The following is an 18,332-nucleotide window of genomic DNA, read 5'->3' on the forward strand; positions in this document are numbered from 1 at the left end:
TCCTGCCTGCCCCGACCGTTTGCCGCCCGGGCAAGTCCCTGCTGTGCGTTCTCTCCCCTGGGGAGGAAGTCGTGCTGATGCCCAACGAGGACGAAGTCGCCGAGCTTCTCAGCAACTACCGGATACAGGAACGTCGCATGCTGCGCGACCCGGCCGACCCGGAGATCAGTGCGCGTTTCCGGGACACCGCCTACACCCTGTGCGTCCTGATGGGCCGGCGTACCGCACTGGAAGCGGTCCACAGGGCTGAGCGCTACCTCGCCTCGGTGCGGGCCCGGAGCAAACCCGGGCCGGGGCGCTGAACGGCCTGGACCCGATGGTGAACGACCTCTCCGGCGGGACGCCGGCCGGGAATCCTGCCGTCTTCACCGCGCTCGCTGTGGCCGCCGCCTACCCCACACCGGCCCTGTGACCGGCTCCTGCGCGACCTGCGGATCGAACGACGACGAATGTGGCGCTGCTGATCGCTCGCGCCCGCGGCTGAACGACGAGGGCCCGCTCGCCACGAGCCTTGTCCTGCTGATCACCGCGCTTCTTCCGTGTGCTCGCCCTGGTGCTGCTGCTGCTCAGAACCGCTGCTGCCGCGGCTCATTCTCCCCGCGGCAGCAGCGGCCCGAGCGGACCGAGGTCAAGGTTCAGGTCTTCGGGCCGCAGGCCGAACTTTTCCCGGAGAACCCCCATGCGGTCCTCGAGAAGCATCAACGTGAGCCCGATGCGCTCCTCCTGCTCGGGGGTGAGCTCACCGGTCTCCACCCGCCGCAGCGCCTGGCGTTCCATGAGCTGACGCAACAGCTCCACCACGGTGAGGACGAGTTGGGCCAGGTCCCGCTCCACGGTGTCGGGATCGAGTTCGACGCGCCGGCCGCCGCTCATGCCCGCCCCTCGATCCGCGCGCGCTCGTCGAAGGGCTCGCGCTCTTCGAAGGGCGTGCGCTCCTCCATCGGCTCGAAGGGTGAGCCGACGCCCGGCCCGACCGAACTGATCAGCGCGTTGAGGTCGACACGTACGAGATCGACGTCCGCGATCCGCAGGGTCAGATCGCCGCGGATCACGACCCCGCCCGCCAGCAGCCTGTCGAGCAGATCGACAAGGGCCAGCTGCCGCTGGGCCGACAGCTGCGTCTCCGGAGCGACGCCCGTCATGCCTGGTCCCCCTCTCCCACGAACGAGTAGGGCGCCCATGGGCCGGTCAGCTCCACATGCACCCCGGGCTCGCCCGGCGTGAGGCGCCGCACTTCTTCGACGAACGCCTCGCTGTGCTCGCGCGGCACGAGATAGGCGGCGTTGAGGACATTGCCGTGCGGGACTCCCGGGAGGCGGGCGTCCTGGGGGCGGTGCAGCAGGCCCGCTTCTGCGCGCCGGGAGAGTTCCGTGTGGATCCTGCGCGAGACGGAGTCCGCCTGCGACCAGGTGTTCTCCTGGGCGTCACGGCGGCGCAGACGTTGGCGCAGATAGTCCCTTCCGGTGGCCGGTGCCTCGGGCTCCGCCGTCGCGGACGTCTCCCGGCTGCCCTGGGCGTACACCTTCACGCCCCACTCCACGCGGCCGTCCAGGCGCTCCAGGGCCCGCGTGAACCGTTCGCGTCCGGAGTCGATGAGGCGCTTCACGCCGCTGTCGTCGCGGCAGACGGTGACGAGGCGCAGCGGCAGGGGCGAGGTGACCGCGGTGAGGGCCCCGACGACGGCTTCGTGCCCCCGCGCGGTGGCGGCAAGCCAGTCGAGGTCCTCCAGGCGGGCGCGGAGCGGGGCGTCGGCGAACTCGTCCTCGGGCACCTCGCTCACCACCGCGACCAGACCGCCGTGGTCCACGTTCCGCACCGGCGCGCCCCCGACGCCTCGCACGTCCTCCGGCAGGAAGCCGTCGAAGGGACGGGTCACGGCGTACACATAGCGCAGCTCCGTCATGCGGTCTCCGCCTCACCCTCGAGGGCAGCGATGCGCTGCCGCAGACGGTCGTTCTCCTCGGCGAGCTCCCGCCTCCGGGCTCCGGACGACAGGGCCGGATCGTCGACCCACCAGTCGATGCCCATCTCCTTCGCCCGGTCGACGGAGGCGACGACCAGACGGAGCTTGATGGTGAGCAGTTCGATGTCGAGCAGATTGATGCGGATGTCACCGGCGATGACGATGCCCTTGTCGAGGACGCGTTCGAGGATGTCGGCGAGGTTCGCCCCGCCGGCGCCGGCGGTGTCGTACGGGCCGGGCAGCCGGCTCGGTGTGGTCATGGCGGGGGATTGCCTTTCTCAAGCCTGTCGAGGAGCTCGTCCTCGCGGCGGTCGAACTCGGCCTCGTCGATCTCACCGGCCTCCAACTGCTCTTCCAGAAGGGCGAGTTCGCGAGTGACGGCGGACGGGTCGTAGTACTGCCGCTCGGCCTCGTCGGCGACCTGCCGGAGCACCCAGAGGGTGCCCCGTACAGGGGCCGCCGGAAGCAGGAGCAGTTCACCCAGCAGACCCATGGTTGGTCACCCCACGAAGCTGTACGGGGGCAGCGGACCACTGACCTGCAGTTTGAGCTGGGGATTTCCCTTCTGCAGGGTGTCGACCACGCTGAGGAACGCCTGCTCGTCGTCCCGGGCGACCAGGCACGAGACGCTCACCAGCCAGCCGGTCGAATCCGGGCCGCGGCTGATCGCCTCGGCGGTTCGCTCGAGTTCCTGGTGGACCTGGCCGGCGTCGATCTGCTCGCGCTGCTGCACGGCGGCCACGATCCGTTCCCCGAGCTGAAGCTTCTGCTCATGGGTGCCGCCGCCCGCCCGCTGGTTGGCCTCGCTCATCGCGCGCAGCCCGGGGTTGTCGGCGAGCACCTGGTGCAGGACGGCCTCCTCGTTGTGGGTGGCCTTCACGTTGTACTCGACCTTGCCGTCGAGCGCGGTGAGCCGCTCCTGGAAGTGGTCCGCGCGCTCGGCGAGCACGGCCTTCACCGCGTCGTCGTCCGGCGACACCCCGCCGAAGCGCATCGGCAGCACGGCTCCCGTGACGGATGCCTCCGAGAGGACACGCTGGTGGGCGAGAAGGTCACGGCGCTTGGGCCTGAGGTTCTCGGGTGCATCGCTGACAATGGCCAGCAGCTCGCCCTCGGTCACGGTGCGTACGGGCAGCGGGGGCTCGCCCACACCCACGAGTTCCGTGGTGGGACCGGGGTGGGAGCGGCGGGTGATGCCGTAGACGTACGTACTCACTCCTGCTCCTCCTTCTTGCGGGACGACGTGGTGCGCCGGGTCCGGGGCTTGGGCTCCGGCTCCTCCTCGCCGCGGGAACCCAGTGCGTCCGAGATGGTCTGGGCCGCGCCGGAGAGCACGCCCTTGGTCTTGCCCCGGGCGCCGTTCTCTGTGACGTCGCCGACGATCTCGGGCAGCCCGGGACTCTTGTTCGGGCCGGACTCCAGGTCGAGACGGTTGCACGCCTCGGCGAACCGGAGATAGGTGTCGACGCTCGCGACGACGACCCGTATGTCGATCTTCAGGATCTCGATGCCGACGAGCGAGACGCGCACGAAGGCGTCGATGACCAGCCCGCGGTCGAGGACGAGTTCGAGGACGTCGTAGAGTCCACTGCTGCCGCCGCCACTGCGGCTCTGTTGTGCCGGAACAACCGTCATGGTGTCCGGGCCTCCTGTCTGGTCGTTTCGTTGTGGTCCGTTTCGATGAGCGTGTGATCCGGCGCCGGAGAAGGTCCGCCGACCGGCGGGACCGGGACCGTCGGGGAAACGGCCAGGTGCACCGTCAGGAGGGGTCGGCCCTCCCGCGCTCGTAGCGCCTCACGCGCCGGTAGTCGGTCAGCTCGGCATCGGGGCCGAGAGCGACCTCGTAGGTCGCCAGCAGGCTTGCCGTGTCGGGCACACGGGCGAGTTCGAGGACTTCGATCTCCAGCGCCCAGCCGTCCTCCGTGCGTGTGAAGGACGACACCGACTCGGCGTGCATTCCGGTGAGTTCGGCGAGCTGTGCCCGGGCCTGCCGCAGCACCTCCACGGCAGCGGGCGGACGGTCCGCCCCGGAACCACCGGAGGATTTCCCTGAGTTCGTCATACCGGCCGGCCCTCCATCGGGTTACCCACTGTGCGCTGCGGAAACATGTCGATCGGTCATCGGCGTATGCCGGAACCGGGGTCGGGAGCGTACGAGGGCAGCGGCGGCGCCTCCGGCGGCAACGGGGCCGGCGAGGCGGACGCCTCGCTGCGCGCCGCCGTCCTGAGCGCGAACGCCACGCCCGCGAGTGCGGCTCCGACGACCAGCGGGGCGGCCCACGCGGGCATCACCGCGCTGAGCACCAGCACAAGGCAGGCGACCAGCGCCCCGCCCGCATAGAGCCCGACGACTCCGGAGCCCGTGTAGAGCAGCGCCGTGCGCCGCTGCCTCTTCGTCTGTTCGCGCAGCTCGTCCTTCAGTGCCTCACGGACGACCTGGGCGACATGGTCCGACAGGTGGGTGTCCATGGACGCTCGCGTACCCGCGCTTTCACCCCGTACGCGTCCCGCGTTGCGCACCCCCGGCCTCTCCGATTCGTCCTTTCCCTTCCGCCCTGCCAGTCCTCTTCCCGATCGTCGCCCGCGCCGCGGTCGCCCCCACGGGGACGGGCGCGCACGCCCCGAGAGCCGGCCCGGTCGGGCTCACGCGCCGCCGGACCCTCGCCGCTCAGCCGAATTGCGCGCTTCTCAGCAGCAGTTGGACGACATCGGCACCGGCGATGACCACGGTCGCCAGAAAGGGGAGCCGCCCACGGGCCGCACCGGGCGACGCCACGGCGACGGAGCAGAGCAGCACGGTCGACGACGCGATGACCCAACCCGCCGGGGATACGGCGCCCGGAGGCGCGAGGAGCAGGACGAAGGAGGACGACAGCACCAGCAGCGCCGCCATCAGTCCCGACCGCCCCCTGCCCAGCCGCTGGGGAAGACCGTTCACACCTGTCACGAGATCGTGCTCGATGTCCGGCATCACATTGGCGAAGTGGGCACCTGTGCCCAGCAGGGCCGCTGCGGCCATCAGCCACGCAGGCGGCCATGGTGCGCCGGGAAGGCCGAGGGTGACGACCGCGGGGAGCAGCCCGAAGGCGACGGCGTACGGGACCCAGGAGAAGACCGTGCGCTTCAGCTGAAGGTTGTACCACCAGGCCGCCGCCACGCACACGAGATGAACGCAGCCCGCGAGCAGACCGCAGGCCAGCGACAACGGAACACAGACCGCCAGGGACGCGCCTGCGGCGACGGCCACCGTGCGTGGGGGGACCAGCCCCCTCACCAGCGGCTTGTCCTGGCGGCCCACCGTACGGTCGCGCCCCAGATCCACGCGGTCGTTGCACCAGCCCACCGACAACTGCCCGGCCGCCACCGCGGCGACAACCGCCAGGCCGCCGGGGAAGCCTCTGCCCGTGACGGCGGCCAGCGCCGCCGCGAGGACGGTGACGGCGGCCGCGGGCAGCGGATGACACGCTTTCAGCAGCTCTGTCGCCGGCCGGCCCGGCGGAACGGGCGGCGCGACCGCCGCTTCATCATGGGCAGTCCTGCTCAGCACGCCCTCACGCTACGCCATGGCGCGCCCGATTCATTCAGTTTCATCACATTCTGTCAGGCCCTCTTCTATGGTGGACCGATGACGCGTGTCCTGGGCGTGAGTGCGGTGTTCCCGCCTCACCGGTATCCGCAGGCAGACATCACGGAGGCGCTCGTCCGCTGCCTGCCGCAAGGTTCCGATGCCGGGCTGCTGCGCCGTATCCATGCGTCCGCCGGGGTCGACGCCCGGCATCTCGCGCTGCCACTGGACCGGTACGGGCGGCTGGGAGGCTTCGGCCGGGCCAACGACGCCTATATCGCGGCGGCGTCCGACCTCGGCGCCCGCGCTCTCGGGATGGCGCTCGACGAGGCAGGCGTGGCCCCCGAAGAGGTCGACACGGTCGTCTCCACCTCGGTGACCGGTATCGCCACACCGTCGCTCGAGGCCCGGCTGGCGGCCGGGGCCGGGCTGCGCCCCGACGTGAGGAGAATCCCGCTCTTCGGTCTCGGCTGTGCCGGCGGCGCAGCCGGGGTGGCGCTGGTCCACGACTACCTGACCGGCCGGCCGGACCATGTCGCGGTCCTGCTCTCCACGGAGCTGTGCTCGCTCACGCTGCAGCCGGCGGACACTTCGACGGCGAACCTGGTGGCAGGCGCGCTCTTCGGCGACGGAGCCGGGGCGCTGCTGGCCGTCGGCCGGAACCACCCACGTCACCGTGAAGGGCCCGGCCCCCTCGTGGTGGGCAGCCGCAGCCGCCTCTATCCGGGAACGGAACGCACCCTCGGCTGGGACATCGGCGAGTGGGGGTTCCGCATGGTCCTCGGCAGCGAGCTACCGGAATTGATCAGGCTGAACGTGGGCCAGGAGATCGCCTCCTTCCTCGCGGAGCACGACCTCAAGCCGCTGGACGTGGCGGCCTGGGTCAGCCATCCCGGCGGACCGAAAGTGCTGGATTCACTGACCGACGCCCTCGGCCTGCCCGGCTCGGCCTTCGAACCGAGCCGGCGCTCACTGGCCGACGCCGGGAATCTGTCCTCCGCGTCGGTCCTTCACGTACTGCGCGACACCCTGAGCGCAGAACCACCCGAACCGGGGTCCGGAGCCGCCGGGCTGATGCTGGCGTTCGGTCCCGGAGTCTCGTCCGAACTCGTCCTGCTGCGTTGGTGACTTCATCCATGACTGCCTACGTCGCCTTTCTCGTGCTCATCCTGCTGGTCGCGGCGGAGCGGCTGGTCGAGCTCTTCGTCGCCGCTCGTCACACCGCGTGGAGCCGCGAGCGCGGCGGGAAGGAGTACGGTCGCGGCCATTACCCGGCCATGGTCGCCCTCCATACCGCCCTGCTGGTGGGCTGCGTCGCCGAACCCTTGGTCGCCCACCGCCCGTTCGTCCCCGTGCTCGGCTGGTCGATGCTGGCACTGACGGTGGCCGCCCAGTCACTGCGGTGGTGGTGCGTCGCCGCACTCGGCCCCCGCTGGAACACCCGGGTGGTCGTGGTACGGGATCTGCCGCTGGTCACCTCCGGGCCGTACCGCCGGCTCAGACACCCCAACTACCTGGCGGTGGTGCTCGAGGGGCTCGCCCTTCCCCTCGTCCATTCGGCATGGGTCACGGCACTCACTTTCTCCGCGCTGAACCTCGTGCTCCTCGGTGTACGCATCCGCTGCGAGGAGGCGGCACTGTCCCTGGGCCGGGACCCACAACTCGCGGATGCCGTACGGTGATCGACCTGCTCGTCGTCGGTGGCGGACCCGCGGGACTGGCCACGGCCATCCACGGGGCACTCGCCGGACTCGAGGTCGTCGTCGCCGAACCGCGTCCCACCCCCGTCGACAAGGCCTGCGGTGAGGGGCTGATGCCGGGAGCCGTGCGGGCGCTCGGGGAGCTCGGTGTGACGGTCGCGGGCAAGCGGTTCCACGGTATCCGCTACGTGGACGGCATCTCGGGGCGCAGCACCGAGGGGCACTTCCGCGCAGGACACGGACTCGGCGTGCGGCGTACGGAACTCCAGGCGGCTCTGGCGGAGCGCGCCGCGGCGCTCGGGGTCCGTCTGGTGCCCCATCGCCTTGGCCAGGTGCACCAGGAGCGGCACTGCGTGACGGCCGGTGGAATGACGGCCCGCTACCTCGCCGCTGCGGACGGTCTGCACTCCCCCACCCGGCGCGCTCTCGGTCTGCGCACGCCGCCCGACCCCCGACGGGCCGCACGCTACGGGCTGCGCCGTCATTACGCCGTCGAACCCTGGAGCGACCTGGTCGAGGTGCACTGGTCGGCCCGCTCCGAGGCCTACGTCACCCCGCTCGCCCCCGATCTCGTCGGCGTCGCCGTCCTCGGCGCCGACCGTGCCCCGTTCCAGGCGCAGCTGGCCCGCTTCCCGATCCTGTCCTCGCGCCTGCCCGCCGGCGCGGGCACCCGGGTTCGCGGCGCCGGTCCGCTGCGGCAGCAGGTGCGCGCGCGGGTCGCGGGCCGCGTACTTCTCGTCGGCGACGCGGCGGGCTACGTCGACGCGCTGACCGGCGAGGGCCTCACCCTCGCCCTGACCGCTGCCGGCGAGCTCGTCCGTTGCGTACGCGCCGATTGCCCGGAGGACTACGAGCGGGCCTGGAGACGGCTCTCCCGGAGCTACCGGATGCTCACAGGCTCACTGCTCCGGGCCCGCGAATGCCCGCTCCTCGGACCGCGCATCGCGCCACTCGCCGCGCGTGTGCCGCGCCTGTTCCGGGCAGGGGTGAACCTGCTCGCCTGAGCGCGCCGCGGGGCCGTGCGACGTCCCCGCGGGCCGCGGGAGCGACGCCGTTGCTGACGGGACCGTCCGACCCCGGCAGGCGGCCCCGGGCCCGTGGTGTTCCGGTCCCGGCAGAGCTGGGCCGTCAGTGCCCCGAGGTGGGGGTATCCGTCTGCGGGTCCTGCGGATCCACCCCCGTGTAGGCCCTGGCGTCCCTGCTGCCGCTCGGGCGCTGGGAGCGACCGCGGCTGCCCGTGTCGCGCATTCCTTCTTCCTCGGCCTTTCCGCCGCGGTCCTCGCCGCTGCGGCTGTCGCTCTGCACCGGTGTACCGACTGCCGAGGCCTCCTTGTCCTCGTGGCTGGCGCTGTGGCTCTTCTTCGACCAGGGCGCATAAACGTGGGGATGGAACGAGCGGTGCCCGCTGGGGTTGTCCTGATGCTTGTCGTCCACATCGGGCGACCAGCCATGCTGGTCGGACCCCTTGAACCGGCCGGGCCCCTCGCCGTGCGAGCGCTCATGCCGCTTCCTCCACATGACAGCCTCCTCTTTTCCCATATCGGGAGAAATTCACATGTACTACTGATCTGCCCTTTTATGGCCGTCTCACTCGACAGGACGCGAAGCGGGGTGGGGCGCAGGATCGTGGGTAGCCACGCGGACACAGACCATCCGGCATGGGAAGGAAGACCGCCATGAAACGTGCCAGGCAGCACGGCAAGCCCGATCCGTCGGCGGCGGAGGAGCTCGAGCGGGAGATCAGGGATGCCGAACTCGATGTGACCGAACGTCGGCTCCCCCGCGGTGGGTACGGCGACGCACTCACAACGAACCGCCGCGCGCAGGAGGACGTGTCCCGGGCGGACGTCGACCGGTAGCCCGACGGGCATTCACGGCGAGGCGCTCGAACGCGTCGGCAGGCCTTGCGTGTGCCGGAAGTCCCGGCGGACGCAAGGCCTGACCGACGGCTGAACCGTTCGAGAGCCGGCCGTCAGCCGCCGGCTCCGCCGCTGCCGTGCGAACCACCGCCGTTCTCGTCGGGGCCCGGCCCCCGCACGGGTGCCGGACGGCTGCTGTGCCCCTTCAGCTCATGAGGCGTGAGCCGCCCGCCGTCCTCCGGAAAGAGGTCCTCGTCCGGCTCCCGGTTCTCCTCGATGTGACTGCGGTGCGCCGGTGGCACCGGCTGCTCCTCGGGGCGGGGCGGCGGCGGCTCCGTCGCACGCCGCTTGATCCCCCAGCGCACCGCGACGATCAGCACGACGACGATGACGATTCCCGCCACGAGCGGTCCGATCCCGCCCAGCAGCGGACTTCCGGCGACCTCGGTGGACGCCCCGGTGACGGACAGTTGCTGAGCACTTTCCAGTGCGTTCATATGCTGTGCCTCCTGCACAAGTGGTCGCGGTCCCACGACAGGCGGTCAGGACCTCGGACCCAGGGCCTCAGGACCTCGGACCCAGGGCCTCAGGGCCTCAGGAGGGTCTTGATCATGCCGTCCTCCTTGGCCTGGAACATCCGGTAGGCCTCGGGCCCCTTCTCCAGGGGCATGGTGTGCGTCGCGAACCCCTCGACACCCAGGAGATCCCGGTCGCCGAGCAGCGGCATGATGTCGTCGACCCAGCGCCTGACGTTGGCCTGCCCCATACGGAGCTGGATCTGCTTGTCGAACATGGTCATCAGCGGCAGCGGATCCGCCGCGCCTCCGTAGACGCCCACAACGGAGATCGTTCCGCCGCGCCGCACCAGTTCGATCGCCGTGTACAACGCACTCAGGCGATCGATACCGGCGTGCTCCATCAGCCGCGCCGCCACGGAATCGGGAAGCATCCCGACCACCCAGTGCGCGGCCTTGGCGACAGGCGCACCGTGCGCCTCCATGCCGACCGCGTCGATCACCGCGTCCGTACCGCGCCCGTCCGTCGCCCCCCGGACGATCTCGGCCAGATCCTTGCCGTGGGTGCGCAGGTCGAGCGTCCTCACCCCATGAGCGGCTGCCCGCTCGAGACGGGCCTCTACGAGATCGACGCCGACGACGAGGCGGGCGCCGCGATGGAGTGCGATCCGTGCCGCCATCTCACCGATCGGGCCCAGTCCGAGGACGGTGAGGGTCCCGCCGGGCGGAATCCCCGCGTACTCGACGGCCTGCCAGGCGGTGGGCAGCACGTCCGAGAGGTAGACGAACCGCTCGTCCGGCGGGCCGTGGGGGACCTTGACGGGCAGGGTGTTGCCGAACGGGACCCGAAGCAGCTCGGCCTGACCTCCGGGTACCTGGCCGTAGAGCTTGGTGTAACCGAAGAGTGCGGCGCCCATGCCGCGTTCCTTGACCTGTGTGGTCTCGCACTGGGACTGAAGCCCCTGGTCACACATGTAGCAGTCGCCGCAGGAGATGTTGAACGGAACCACCACCCGGTCACCGGCAGTCAGCGCGGTGACGTCGGTTCCAACCTCCTCGACGATGCCCATCGGCTCGTGGCCGAGGATGTCGCCGGGGTCGAGAAACGGACCCATCACTTCGTAGAGGTGCAGGTCGGAACCGCAGATACCGGTGGAGGTGATCCGGACCAGGATGTCCGTGGACTCCTTCAGCGGCGGATCCGGCACGGTCTCCACCCTGACATCGCGCTTGCCTTGCCATGTGAGTGCGCGCATGGTCTTCCTCCAGAGGTCTGGAGTGCCGCCGGTGTCGGCGGACCGCCGGCACCCTGCTGACGTATCAACGTTCCGCCTGCCCTGCCGAAGAGCCACCACACCTGGGCCGGGGCCTGGGCCAGGGCCGGGGCAGGGGCAGGGGCCGGGGCCGGGGCCGGGGCCGGGGGTGCGCAACACTCCCCGGCCGGTGCCCGCAGCCCTTCGCACCGGCCGGGGAGTACCGTGGAATGACCCCAGGCAGTCAGGCGGTGGGCAGTTGTGTCGACGTCGAGTCGTACGGTGTTCGGTGCTCCTTGCTGGGTGAGTCTGATGGCGCGGGATCTGCGTGCCGCGCAGGACTTCTACGGTGCGGTGTTCGGCTGGGAGTTCCGGCGTACCTCACTGGGCGAGGAGTTCTCCGTCGCTTTCCACGAGGGCGCCCCGGTCGCCGGTATCGGCGCCCTGGCCCGCAGCCTTTCGGTACCGGTGGCCTGGACCCCGTACTTCGCCGTGGAGGACGCCGACACCACCGCCGCCAGGATCCGCGAACGCAGCGCGACCGTCGCGGTCGGCCCCCTCAGCTTCGGCACCGGCCGCGCCGCCCTGGCCGCCGACCGCGACGGAGCCGTCTTCGGCATCTGGCAGGGCAGAGTCATCCCCGACTGGCGCGTCGGCCGCGCCAAAGCACCCGCCTGGCTCGAACTACGCACCCGCGACGCCTTCGACGCCGCCATCTTCTACGCCGAAGTCCTCGACTGGGCCTGCGAGAAACCCGGCTGCTGCCAGGTCGCCTACGAACACGACCACGTCGTCCTGCACCACGACGGCGACACCGTCGCCCGGCTCACCGCAGGCGCCGTCGAAGCCGCCCCCGACCCACACATCCGCCCCCGCTGGCACGTCCACTTCTACGTCCCCGACCTCGACACCGCCCTGCACACCGCCACCCACCACGGCGCCACCACCCTGCCCACCCCCACACCCCCCAACCACCACCCCGACACCCCCCAACACGCCACACTCCGCGACCCCGACGGCGGACTCTTCACCCTCACCACCCGGGCCGCGGGCCGGCGTGGAGCTGCTGCGCCGCTCCACGCACCGGGGGCGGTCCCCCGCGGCCGGTGGGCGTCCCAGGTGCGACCGGTGCCCGACGACAGCCGGTCGAGCTGCTGAAGCACTCCGCAGGCGTCAGCCGCGGCCGCCGGCGAACACCGCTTCGGCCGCGGTGTGGTGCAGGTCGTCCACCACTGCCATCTGGTCCGTCGCGCGCTCGACGAGCGTGCGGAGCCGTGACGTGTCGAGGCGGTCCGACTCCTCGGCCACGGGAAGCAGTGCGTTCCACAGATGGTGTTTGCCCTGGATGCCGAGCCTCAGGGTTTCCAGTTCGATGAGAGTGCTCAGCCCTGAGCGTCGCAGGACACGGCCGTTCGGCTTCAGCCGCGCGGCCTTCTCCGCGGCCCAGCCGCCGTAGACCTTGTAGCGGCGTGGGGCGATGTCGAGCGCGTCCATCAGCTCCAGAAGACTTTGGCGGTCCTCGGCGATGTCGTCGGCCAGTTGCTGCAGTTCCCCGGCACGAGCCGACGTCCGGTGGACCCGCGCGATACGCCGGGACAGCTCGACCCCTGACGTGGAGCCGGCCAGATGGTCGTTCAGGTAGATACTCAGAGCTTTGCGATCCACGGGGCCTTCTCTCGGCTGCGACGGGGCGGACAACACTCGCGCCTCGGAGTCCGCCTACCGATTCTTCCGCCGATACCGGCCGGAATCACGCTGTACGCGATCCGTCCCTCTTCCAGAGGTATGCGCCGGGATGAGCAGGCCTCCAGGACGCCGCAGGTCCAGCCTGTATGCCCCCGCATCGAATTGTTATGGGGCGGATGCGAGTTGTGGTGCCGCGGAGAGTACTGTGCGCTTTCACCAAGACCCGATGTACGGATCTACGTGGAGGATTGATGAAGGCACCCACCCGTGCGTGGAAGCGCTCGGGCGCTCTGATAGCGGGCACGGCCGCAGCAGTCGTCGGAGTGGGTCTGTGCGCCACTCCGGCTTCGGCCCACACTCCCGTGTGGAACGTGACGTGCTCCGAAGTCACCGTCGACCTCAAGGCGTACAACGACGACGTCACCAACACGGTGACCATCACCGTCGACGGCAAGGACCTGCTGCCCGCGAAGGAGTTCGGGAGCGCGTTCCACGAGACGCTCACGCTGCCCGAGCACAAGGCCGAGGCGGCGGTACGGCTCGTCGTCAAGGCGGGCGACGGCGAGCGCTTCTCTTACGACGACGAGAAGACTTCGCCGGTCTGCGAGTCCACGCCGAAGCCGCCCGAGCCCTCGAAGCCGGCGGAGCCCTCGAAGCCGGCGGAGCCTTCGAAGCCGGCGGAGCCTTCGGACACTCCGAGCACCGAGCCGCCCACCTCCGAGGCTCCCCCGGCGCCGAGCACGCCGCCGGGCGACCTCGCCGAGACGGGTGGATCCAGCGCCACCCCCGTGATCGCCGGCGCCGCGGCCGTCGCGGTCCTGGCCGGAGGCGGCATCCTCGTGGCGACCCGCAAGCGCCGCGCCGCCCGCGGCTGAGCGCTTCCCCGCACGGTGGACTGTGCCCTGCGGCCGCCTTCCGGCCGCAGGGCACACGCATGCCTGGACGTCACGCCCTGCCGGCCCCACCCGTCGTCGGCCTCAGCCATCCGGGGCCCGCGCGCCGTACGGGCCCGTAAATCGGCCCCTCCGATGTGATCCCACACATAGGAGCCACGTCACGTCCTAACGGCGATAGTAGAACCGGCACCCTCACATCCGCCAAGAAAGGCCGTACGGTAGATCATTTCGGACATTTGCCAGTAGTCGGTTAGTACGTCACATCGTTGCGCCATCCTCCGGACGCCGTTAACCATGGCTGACGTTCCGGGGAGCCACTCGACGGACGGGCGGATCCCGCCGGCGTCGAGCGCTCCCGCCCCGCACGCGGAGTACCGCTCCGCAGCGCCGGACCGAGCCCAGCCGGTCTCCCCATCACGTCGCCCCTTGGAGAGTTGCTTCCGTATGACCGCCTACACGAAGACGAGCACCAGCCGCACCGCCCGACTCCGCAAGTTCTCCGTCTCAGGCATGGTCACCGCGGGTGCCGCGGCCGCCGCAATCACTCTCGCGCCCGCGCCCGCCCATGCCGCACCGGCCGCCGTCGGCGCCCCGGCCGCCGGCATCACCGCCGCCGACACCCCGGCCGCGAAGAAGGACAAGAAGGTCTACGCCGAGAACCTCGACGGCTGGATCAAGGAAGCCCTGGACATCATGAAGGCCGAGGACATCCCCGGCAGCTACGAGGGCCTGCACCGCAACATCATGCGCGAGTCCGGCGGCAACCCGAAGGCCCAGAACAACTGGGACGTCAACGCCCAGAACGGCACCCCCTCCAAGGGTCTGCTCCAGGTCATCCAGCCCACGTTCGAGGCCTATCACGTCGCCGGTACGTCGCACGACCTCACCGACCCGGTCGCCAACCTCACCGCCGCCGCCAACTACGCCGCCGACAGGTACGGCTCCATCGACAACGTCGACTCCGCCTACTGAGCCGGCCCACCCGGCCGTGCGCATTGGCGCCAGGAGCCGGTCAGTGACGATGGTGGACACGGGCCAGGACGAGCACCGTGTCGTCGTCCGGCGGATCGGGCAGCAGACGCGCGAGAATCCGGTCCGCTACCGCCTCCAAGGGGCCTGAAGCGCCGCTGAGTTCGGCGCGGAGACGGTCAATGCCTTCTTCTATGTCCCTGCCGCGCGCCTCGATGAGGCCGTCGGTGTACAGGGCGAGGGTGGAGCCGTCGGGGATGTCGATCTCGGTCGTCCCGAAAGGCTGACCGCCGACTCCGAGAGGTACGCCCAGCACATCGGCGACCGTTGTGACCGTGCCGTCCGGACCGAGCACGAGCGGCGGCGGATGCCCGGCGCTGGCGATGCGGGCGCTGCCGTTGCCGGGGTCGTAGGAGATGTAGAGGCAAGTGGCCAGCTCGATGCCCGCCTCGTCCGCGCAAGCGTCGAGTTCGGCGAGCAGTTCGTCCGGTTCCTGGTTGTGCCGCGCGAGCGCCTTGGCCGTGATGCGGAGCCTGCCCATGGCCGCGGCGGCAGGAACCCCGTGTCCCATGACGTCGCCGACGACGAGTGCCACGCGGCCGCCGGTCAGGTTGATCACGTCGTACCAGTCGCCGCCCACCTCCGTGATGTGACTGCCCGGGACATAGCGGTGGGCGACCTCCACATAGGGGCTGGTCGACAGCGCCGTGGGCAGCAGCGCGCGTTGGAGCGTCAGCGCGATGTCCTGGACCCGGCTGTAGAGACGCGCGTTGTCCAGACACAACGCCGCCCGGGAGGCGAGTTCACCGGCGAGGCTGAGATCCTGCTCGGTGAATGCGGGACGGGCGCCCGAGCGACCGAACATGGCGAGTCCCAGCACCGTGCCCCGGGCGATGAGCGGGGCAAGAAGGATGCAGGTCAGCCCGCTTTCGAAGAGCAGCTGTACGCGAGCCTGGTGCATGACCGTCGTGGTCATGAAATCCTCGTTGATGAGAATGCAGACCGGCCGGCCCGTCAGCAGCATCTTGTGGACCTTGGAGCCGGGCGGGTACGTCACGCTCTCCAGCCCGCTCACGAGCTCGGTGGCGGGAGGAGGCAGCACGGTACCGGAGGCGATGCGCCGTGTGACGAGCGGCAGCTCCGGATTGAACGCCTCGGCCTCGTCCATCGACTCCACGACCTCCACCACGGATGCGTCGGAGAAATCCGGAACAGCTGCTTCCACCAGCTCCCGTGCTGTCAGGTTCACGTCGAGAGTGGTGCCGATCCGCGCCGCCGCCCGGTCGAGCAGCGCCAGCCGCTGCCGGGCCGCCGTCGCCTCGACGATGGCGTGCTCGCGATCGGTCACGTCCACCAGCAGCCCGCCCAGCCCCGGCCGGGTGTCGCCCGCCTGCGTCAACGGGAAGAGACTCACCGACCGCACCTGGTCGCGGTCGGGGCGACCCGGGGTGCGCAGGCCCACCAGTGTGCTGATGACGGGCCGGCCCTCCGCGGCGACGGCGCGCAGCATGCGCTGGTACTCCCCGCCGTCGGAGGTGATCATGATGTCCTCCATCGCGCGCCCGAGATGTTCCTCGACAGTCAGGCCGTCCATGTCGGCGAGGGCCTGATTGACGTGGACGTACCGCAGGTTCTCGTCGAGCATCACCAGGCCGATGGGGCAGGTGGTGAAGAGTGCGTCGAGGAAGGCGAGGTTGGTCTTCACCCGGTCGAGCTCGTCCTCCCGGCTCGCCAGACCCATCACGACCGAACCGTCCGTGGTGCCGGCCACGGAGAAGACGCGGAACGCGCACCTGAAGACCGTGCCGTCCCGGTGCAGCGCGGGCAGCCGACCGCGCCAGTACCCGAGGGTCCGGCCCCGGTGCGCCAGCCGCACGGAGGCGCGGGGATCGCCCAGTGGCGCGTCCGGGAAGAGGGCCGCGGCGGGTCTGGACAGCACGGCCGCCGCGTCGTGCCCGAAGAGGTGCTGCGCCCCGGGCCCCCAGAAGCAGATCCGGTCGTCCTCCCCGATGCCGAAGACCGCCACAGCCACGTGCTCCAGCAGGGTCCCGGGCTCGGAGCGCAGCGGACCGGGAGTCGTCTTGCCCCCCGGACGCTCTGATGGCACCGGATGATCCTCTCCGCCGGCATGCGGTGGCGGCAGCCGTGCCCGCCCCGGAACGGCAGGCGCGGCTCGAGCCTCCTCCTATTGTGCGGACGTCGAGGCGCGGCTGCTCGTGGCACCCGTCCCAGGGCGACCGGAGCAGTCCGTCGCACGGCCGGACCAGCCGCCGGCCGGACCAGCCGCCGGTACGGTGCTCACCGGCACACCGCGCGGTGGTTCGGTCACCCGGAGCGGTCACGGCGCAACGGCGGTGGCGGTGGGCCGCCGCGAGGCCCACGCCGCGACGACGCCCGGGACCACGGGTTGCTGCGGCTCAGTAGTTCGTGATGTAGGTGTTGGCCTCGCGCACCACGGCTGCCGGATCTCCGAGATCGTGCATGTCCACGGAGATGTAGGTGGGTTTCTTGCGGGCGGCGGGTTCACAGAAGTTGTTCAACCGGTTGGCGAGCTTGGCGTTGTCGTTGGCCACGGTGGGTGCGACGGGCGCGTCACGGAAGTGGCTCATCACGAAGAGCCGGCGGAACGGCTCGTCGTCCTTGGTGAGCGGCAGGCCCTGCACCCAGGCGTAGCAGGACCAGTCCGAGTCGGTCAGCGGGAGCCCCATGGACCAGTAGTTCGACACCGTCCAGTCCCGCTCGTTCATCACGCCGAACTCCTCCCGGCCGGGCCCCGCAGAGGTGAGAATGAGCAGTTGTCTGCGCGAGTTCCGCAGCTCGCTCATCCGTGGCCAGCCCTGCTGTCGGACGCCTTCCCGGTCCGGGCGGAACAGCATCTCCTGCAGGCCCGGCACCTGCCGGATCTCCGCCTCCAGCTGGGCGGCGGAGGTGTAGTCCTCGAGGAAGACCGTGACGAACTGGTCGGGGCAGGGCTTCAGGAAGTCGGCCATGCGTTGCAGCGCGGTGCGCAACAGGACCGGGTTGTTCACGCCGTCGCAGGAGTTGTGGCACATCGCGGCGCCGCGCGCGGTGGGATGGATGTCGAGGGCGAAGCCGCGTACACCGTCCTGCAGCTGGGAGCTGATGCCTTTGCGCTGGTTGGGGAACCAGCTGACCGGGAAAGTGGCGAAGTTCCCGTCGGCATGATTGGCGTAGGCGTTGTGTGCCGTCAGGAAGGTGACCTGGTCGAGCCTTGGATCGGCGGGCATCGGGGCACGCTGCGGCGTGACCGGGGTCAGGTACCACGACGTGGCGGAGGAGTCGTCGCCGATGATCAGCCGGTCCGTGAAGCTGCCGTTCTCTCCGGGCTGGAGCGAGAGGCTGCCGGAAGCGCGGGTCAGCCGGTAGCGGCCCGGGCCGGTGGATTCGACACCGAAGACCGCCTGCTGCGAGCAGGCTCCGACACCGACCGGTCCCGGTTCCGAAGGGGCTGTCAGGCAGTTCCCGGTCGTGGTGTTCCTCAGGACGTGGCCGGTGCCCGAGGCTTCGATGCGCCACTGCTGCTGGTCCTCGTTGCCCTTGGGCCTGCGGGCCAGAGCGCTGTCGCCGCTCTGCGCGGCGTTGTAGCCGTTCCATACGTTCTGCAGATACACCGGGCCGACGGGGAGCTCGTCCGAGCGGGGCCGGGCGAAGCCCGGCGGGGCGGCCACGACCGTGCAGACCGAGAAGAAGCCGACGACCGCGGCCACGAACCGCACATGCCGGTGGCGGGGGCGTAATCCCGAGCGTCGGCTGCGGGCCGGACGGGCTGTGGGAACTCTGACAGGCGCGGGCACGAGCGTCCTCCTCGATGAGGGGTGGCCGGTGGGGACTGGTGCGCGTGCGTGGACGGAACGCCGTCGGCGCCGGGTCGGGGCGCGGCAGCAGCGAACCGCCAGGACCCTACT

24 protein-coding genes are annotated in these 18,332 nt (G+C 70.5%); 8 read left to right on the forward strand and 16 right to left on the reverse strand.

Translation table 11 applies throughout. From position 1 onward, the window contains the following. The first annotated feature begins 77 nt into the window (after positions 1 to 77). Complete coding sequence (locus ACFU5O_RS15210; RefSeq protein WP_384240445.1) at positions 78 to 302, forward strand: DUF5133 domain-containing protein; 225 nt, start codon at positions 78 to 80, stop codon at positions 300 to 302. A 286-nt stretch (positions 303 to 588) separates the two neighbouring features. Here the strand turns inward: ACFU5O_RS15210 and ACFU5O_RS15215 are convergent, their stop codons facing one another. From ACFU5O_RS15215 to ACFU5O_RS15260, 10 genes are all read right to left on the reverse strand, one after another. Then, positions 589 to 873: a gas vesicle protein K gene (locus tag ACFU5O_RS15215; RefSeq protein ID WP_384240269.1), complete on the reverse strand. Its 285-nt coding sequence runs from the start codon at positions 871 to 873 to the stop codon at positions 589 to 591. Beyond that, the gene (locus ACFU5O_RS15220) at positions 870 to 1,142 is read right to left on the reverse strand and encodes a gas vesicle protein (RefSeq protein WP_384240270.1); all 273 of its coding nucleotides are present in this window, start codon (positions 1,140 to 1,142) and stop codon (positions 870 to 872) included. The genes ACFU5O_RS15215 and ACFU5O_RS15220 overlap by 4 nt, the downstream gene beginning before the upstream one ends. Then, entirely contained in the window at positions 1,139 to 1,903 is a 765-nt protein-coding gene (locus ACFU5O_RS15225) for a GvpL/GvpF family gas vesicle protein (RefSeq protein ID WP_384240272.1), read from the reverse strand. The genes ACFU5O_RS15220 and ACFU5O_RS15225 overlap by 4 nt, the downstream gene beginning before the upstream one ends. Continuing rightward, entirely contained in the window at positions 1,900 to 2,223 is a 324-nt protein-coding gene (locus ACFU5O_RS15230; RefSeq protein ID WP_384240274.1) for a gas vesicle protein, read from the reverse strand. The genes ACFU5O_RS15225 and ACFU5O_RS15230 overlap by 4 nt, the downstream gene beginning before the upstream one ends. Further along, positions 2,220 to 2,456: a gas vesicle protein GvpG gene (locus ACFU5O_RS15235; protein ID WP_384240276.1), complete on the reverse strand. Its 237-nt coding sequence runs from the start codon at positions 2,454 to 2,456 to the stop codon at positions 2,220 to 2,222. Before ACFU5O_RS15235 ends, ACFU5O_RS15230 begins: the two co-directional genes overlap by 4 nt. Before the next feature lie 6 nt (positions 2,457 to 2,462). Then, complete coding sequence (locus ACFU5O_RS15240) at positions 2,463 to 3,179, reverse strand: GvpL/GvpF family gas vesicle protein (RefSeq protein WP_384240278.1); 717 nt, start codon at positions 3,177 to 3,179, stop codon at positions 2,463 to 2,465. Continuing rightward, positions 3,176 to 3,598, reverse strand: coding sequence for a gas vesicle structural protein GvpA (locus ACFU5O_RS15245; RefSeq protein WP_384240280.1), 423 nt, complete (start codon positions 3,596 to 3,598; stop codon positions 3,176 to 3,178). The genes ACFU5O_RS15240 and ACFU5O_RS15245 overlap by 4 nt, the downstream gene beginning before the upstream one ends. 124 nt (positions 3,599 to 3,722) lie before the next feature. After that, positions 3,723 to 4,025, reverse strand: a complete 303-nt coding sequence (locus ACFU5O_RS15250) for a gas vesicle protein (protein WP_384240282.1) — start codon at positions 4,023 to 4,025, stop codon at positions 3,723 to 3,725. Between the two features lie 56 nt (positions 4,026 to 4,081). After that, complete coding sequence (locus ACFU5O_RS15255; protein WP_384240284.1) at positions 4,082 to 4,432, reverse strand: phage holin family protein; 351 nt, start codon at positions 4,430 to 4,432, stop codon at positions 4,082 to 4,084. 199 nt (positions 4,433 to 4,631) lie between these two features. Then, complete coding sequence (locus ACFU5O_RS15260; protein WP_384240285.1) at positions 4,632 to 5,510, reverse strand: UbiA family prenyltransferase; 879 nt, start codon at positions 5,508 to 5,510, stop codon at positions 4,632 to 4,634. Between the two features lie 78 nt (positions 5,511 to 5,588). On the opposite strand from ACFU5O_RS15260, the gene ACFU5O_RS15265 reads away from it, so the two are divergent. Genes ACFU5O_RS15265 through ACFU5O_RS15275 form a run of 3 tightly spaced genes read left to right on the forward strand, consistent with a single transcriptional unit; the run spans position 5,589 to position 8,232 of the window. Continuing rightward, on the forward strand, positions 5,589 to 6,656 hold the full coding sequence (locus ACFU5O_RS15265; RefSeq protein ID WP_384240287.1) for a type III polyketide synthase: 1,068 nt from the start codon (positions 5,589 to 5,591) through the stop codon (positions 6,654 to 6,656). Between the two features lie 8 nt (positions 6,657 to 6,664). Beyond that, on the forward strand, positions 6,665 to 7,210 hold the full coding sequence (locus ACFU5O_RS15270; protein ID WP_384240289.1) for an isoprenylcysteine carboxyl methyltransferase family protein: 546 nt from the start codon (positions 6,665 to 6,667) through the stop codon (positions 7,208 to 7,210). Then, on the forward strand, positions 7,207 to 8,232 hold the full coding sequence (locus ACFU5O_RS15275; RefSeq protein WP_384240291.1) for an NAD(P)/FAD-dependent oxidoreductase: 1,026 nt from the start codon (positions 7,207 to 7,209) through the stop codon (positions 8,230 to 8,232). Before ACFU5O_RS15270 ends, ACFU5O_RS15275 begins: the two co-directional genes overlap by 4 nt. A gap of 124 nt (positions 8,233 to 8,356) precedes the next feature. On the opposite strand, the gene ACFU5O_RS15280 is transcribed toward ACFU5O_RS15275, so the two are convergent. Beyond that, entirely contained in the window at positions 8,357 to 8,746 is a 390-nt protein-coding gene (locus ACFU5O_RS15280) for a hypothetical protein (protein WP_384240292.1), read from the reverse strand. 158 nt (positions 8,747 to 8,904) lie between these two features. Between ACFU5O_RS15280 and ACFU5O_RS15285 the strand changes: the two genes are divergently transcribed. Continuing rightward, complete coding sequence (locus tag ACFU5O_RS15285) at positions 8,905 to 9,087, forward strand: hypothetical protein (protein ID WP_384240293.1); 183 nt, start codon at positions 8,905 to 8,907, stop codon at positions 9,085 to 9,087. A gap of 113 nt (positions 9,088 to 9,200) precedes the next feature. On the opposite strand, the gene ACFU5O_RS15290 is transcribed toward ACFU5O_RS15285, so the two are convergent. After that, positions 9,201 to 9,584 carry a DUF6479 family protein gene (locus ACFU5O_RS15290; RefSeq protein ID WP_384240295.1) on the reverse strand — a complete coding sequence of 128 codons (384 nt, stop codon included), beginning with the start codon at positions 9,582 to 9,584 and terminating at the stop codon, positions 9,201 to 9,203. A gap of 89 nt (positions 9,585 to 9,673) precedes the next feature. Then, a complete protein-coding gene (locus tag ACFU5O_RS15295) occupies positions 9,674 to 10,858 on the reverse strand; it encodes an alcohol dehydrogenase catalytic domain-containing protein (protein WP_384240297.1) in 1,185 nt (394 codons plus the stop codon). A 309-nt stretch (positions 10,859 to 11,167) separates the two neighbouring features. Here ACFU5O_RS15295 and ACFU5O_RS15300 point away from each other — a divergent pair, with 309 nt between their 5' ends. Continuing rightward, on the forward strand, positions 11,168 to 12,013 hold the full coding sequence (locus ACFU5O_RS15300; RefSeq protein ID WP_384240298.1) for a VOC family protein: 846 nt from the start codon (positions 11,168 to 11,170) through the stop codon (positions 12,011 to 12,013). 15 nt (positions 12,014 to 12,028) lie between these two features. On the opposite strand, the gene ACFU5O_RS15305 is transcribed toward ACFU5O_RS15300, so the two are convergent. After that, positions 12,029 to 12,520, reverse strand: coding sequence for a hypothetical protein (locus ACFU5O_RS15305; RefSeq protein ID WP_384240300.1), 492 nt, complete (start codon positions 12,518 to 12,520; stop codon positions 12,029 to 12,031). A gap of 272 nt (positions 12,521 to 12,792) precedes the next feature. On the opposite strand from ACFU5O_RS15305, the gene ACFU5O_RS15310 reads away from it, so the two are divergent. Then, the gene (locus ACFU5O_RS15310; protein ID WP_384240302.1) at positions 12,793 to 13,416 is read left to right on the forward strand and encodes an LAETG motif-containing sortase-dependent surface protein; all 624 of its coding nucleotides are present in this window, start codon (positions 12,793 to 12,795) and stop codon (positions 13,414 to 13,416) included. Positions 13,417 to 13,881: 465 nt separating this feature from the next. Next, positions 13,882 to 14,409: a transglycosylase SLT domain-containing protein gene (locus ACFU5O_RS15315; RefSeq protein WP_384240304.1), complete on the forward strand. Its 528-nt coding sequence runs from the start codon at positions 13,882 to 13,884 to the stop codon at positions 14,407 to 14,409. A 40-nt stretch (positions 14,410 to 14,449) separates the two neighbouring features. Here the strand turns inward: ACFU5O_RS15315 and ACFU5O_RS15320 are convergent, their stop codons facing one another. After that, a complete protein-coding gene (locus ACFU5O_RS15320; protein WP_384240306.1) occupies positions 14,450 to 16,513 on the reverse strand; it encodes a SpoIIE family protein phosphatase in 2,064 nt (687 codons plus the stop codon). Positions 16,514 to 16,823: 310 nt separating this feature from the next. After that, positions 16,824 to 18,134 (reverse strand): phospholipase, encoded by a 1,311-nt coding sequence (locus ACFU5O_RS15325; RefSeq protein ID WP_384240308.1) that lies wholly within the window; start codon positions 18,132 to 18,134, stop codon positions 16,824 to 16,826. Positions 18,135 to 18,332: the final 198 nt, after the last annotated feature.

The sequence above is a fragment of the Streptomyces sp. NPDC057445 genome (genome assembly GCF_042802855.1).
Taxonomy (GTDB): Bacteria; Actinomycetota; Actinomycetes; order Streptomycetales; family Streptomycetaceae; genus Streptomyces.

Coding starts and splice junctions, on each gene's coding strand:
- ACFU5O_RS15210 (WP_384240445.1), top strand. CDS start 78: ATGCCCAACGAGGACGAAGTCGCCGAGCTTCTCAGCAACTACCGGATA.
- ACFU5O_RS15215 (WP_384240269.1), bottom strand. CDS start 873: ATGAGCGGCGGCCGGCGCGTCGAACTCGATCCCGACACCGTGGAGCGG.
- ACFU5O_RS15220 (WP_384240270.1), bottom strand. CDS start 1,142: ATGACGGGCGTCGCTCCGGAGACGCAGCTGTCGGCCCAGCGGCAGCTG.
- ACFU5O_RS15225 (WP_384240272.1), bottom strand. CDS start 1,903: ATGACGGAGCTGCGCTATGTGTACGCCGTGACCCGTCCCTTCGACGGC.
- ACFU5O_RS15230 (WP_384240274.1), bottom strand. CDS start 2,223: ATGACCACACCGAGCCGGCTGCCCGGCCCGTACGACACCGCCGGCGCC.
- ACFU5O_RS15235 (WP_384240276.1), bottom strand. CDS start 2,456: ATGGGTCTGCTGGGTGAACTGCTCCTGCTTCCGGCGGCCCCTGTACGG.
- ACFU5O_RS15245 (WP_384240280.1), bottom strand. CDS start 3,598: ATGACGGTTGTTCCGGCACAACAGAGCCGCAGTGGCGGCGGCAGCAGT.
- ACFU5O_RS15250 (WP_384240282.1), bottom strand. CDS start 4,025: ATGACGAACTCAGGGAAATCCTCCGGTGGTTCCGGGGCGGACCGTCCG.
- ACFU5O_RS15255 (WP_384240284.1), bottom strand. CDS start 4,432: ATGGACACCCACCTGTCGGACCATGTCGCCCAGGTCGTCCGTGAGGCA.
- ACFU5O_RS15265 (WP_384240287.1), top strand. CDS start 5,589: ATGACGCGTGTCCTGGGCGTGAGTGCGGTGTTCCCGCCTCACCGGTAT.
- ACFU5O_RS15270 (WP_384240289.1), top strand. CDS start 6,665: ATGACTGCCTACGTCGCCTTTCTCGTGCTCATCCTGCTGGTCGCGGCG.
- ACFU5O_RS15280 (WP_384240292.1), bottom strand. CDS start 8,746: ATGTGGAGGAAGCGGCATGAGCGCTCGCACGGCGAGGGGCCCGGCCGG.
- ACFU5O_RS15285 (WP_384240293.1), top strand. CDS start 8,905: ATGAAACGTGCCAGGCAGCACGGCAAGCCCGATCCGTCGGCGGCGGAG.
- ACFU5O_RS15290 (WP_384240295.1), bottom strand. CDS start 9,584: ATGAACGCACTGGAAAGTGCTCAGCAACTGTCCGTCACCGGGGCGTCC.
- ACFU5O_RS15295 (WP_384240297.1), bottom strand. CDS start 10,858: ATGCGCGCACTCACATGGCAAGGCAAGCGCGATGTCAGGGTGGAGACC.
- ACFU5O_RS15300 (WP_384240298.1), top strand. CDS start 11,168: ATGGCGCGGGATCTGCGTGCCGCGCAGGACTTCTACGGTGCGGTGTTC.
- ACFU5O_RS15310 (WP_384240302.1), top strand. CDS start 12,793: ATGAAGGCACCCACCCGTGCGTGGAAGCGCTCGGGCGCTCTGATAGCG.
- ACFU5O_RS15315 (WP_384240304.1), top strand. CDS start 13,882: ATGACCGCCTACACGAAGACGAGCACCAGCCGCACCGCCCGACTCCGC.